The organism is Qingrenia yutianensis, assembly GCF_014385105.1.
In the GTDB taxonomy this organism is placed as follows: domain Bacteria; phylum Bacillota; class Clostridia; order UMGS1810; family UMGS1810; genus Qingrenia; species Qingrenia yutianensis.
Genome location: NZ_JACRTE010000071.1, coordinates 1 through 990, shown reverse-complemented (window position 1 = coordinate 990; position 990 = coordinate 1). Strand labels below are relative to the sequence as shown.

The window sequence follows — 990 nt, the reverse complement described above, 5'->3', positions numbered from 1 at the left end:
TTAACAAGCTTCATGGCAAAATAGAGAATGATGTACGCAACACAAAAGAGTTTCTTAAAGTGATGGATAACAGTCCGGAATTAACGGCGGTTGACCTTAATGCACCGTACAAAAAACTGATAGAGTACTCCGGTAGTGGAAATGTATAACGGGAAGCTGCTTGGGGTTACAAAATGTCTACTCACAGAAAATTTGAATGCGGAGGAACTTGACAATCTTAAAGAATACCGCGTCGGACAATTTGCTGACGGTTGGGGTGAGGGCTTTGAACAGCGCGAAATATCAACCTCGGACGGAAATATATATGTTCATTTCTGGGAGTATTCAAATACATATTACATCAAAACCGAGGAAGAACTGACACAAGATTTTGAGCAGGGACAGGGTATGCAACCAATGCAGGGGATGTAGAAAATTTAATTTTCAGTTATGGATAATTAAAAGAGAGAGGGCGAAACTTTGAGATCGTTGAATGAAATGTTTAGCATGGAAGAGGTCGACTTGATGGCAGCTTATGAAAAGGCTTTCGATGTTCCGCAGGCTGAACGGATAACCGATTGGTGGGGCGACTTGGCTGTGTACGAGTTCAAACTTAATGTAAAACCGGAGCAGGCGGAGGAGTGATTAAAAAAATCACTTGTCGCAATAAATATGAGCAGAGAAGAGTATGCCAAAAATCCGTATGCCACGCAAAAGGCACTGGCAGAAAAAATGCTTGAAAACACAAATCTCAAATTTGAATTGGTGGTTATATTTGATAAGCCTGTACTGTTCACCTGTGAGAGACTCAACAGAAACCTTCCGATAGAGGGTGTATACTATTATGATATCCGCCACGATGATGAATGCAGGGGTGATATGGCACAGCTTAAAGACAGAGTTATGGTTAATCATTGGGGAACTGTTATCAGCAAAGAAAGGTTTGAGCCGAGAGAAGTAGGAGACAAAATATCCACAACGGCAGAGGGCATTGATATGGACGAGAGTGAT

Annotated in this window: 2 protein-coding genes; both read left to right on the top strand. The window is 41.6% G+C overall.

Annotated elements, in window-relative coordinates; genetic code table 11:
* Positions 1-141 precede the first annotated feature (141 nt).
* On the top strand, positions 142-411 hold the full coding sequence (locus tag H8706_RS12090; protein WP_262432840.1) for a hypothetical protein: 270 nt from the start codon (positions 142-144) through the stop codon (positions 409-411).
* Positions 412-651: 240 nt separating this feature from the next.
* On the top strand, positions 652-990 hold a 339-nt coding region (locus H8706_RS12085; protein ID WP_316637254.1), incomplete at its 3' end, for an LPD28 domain-containing protein.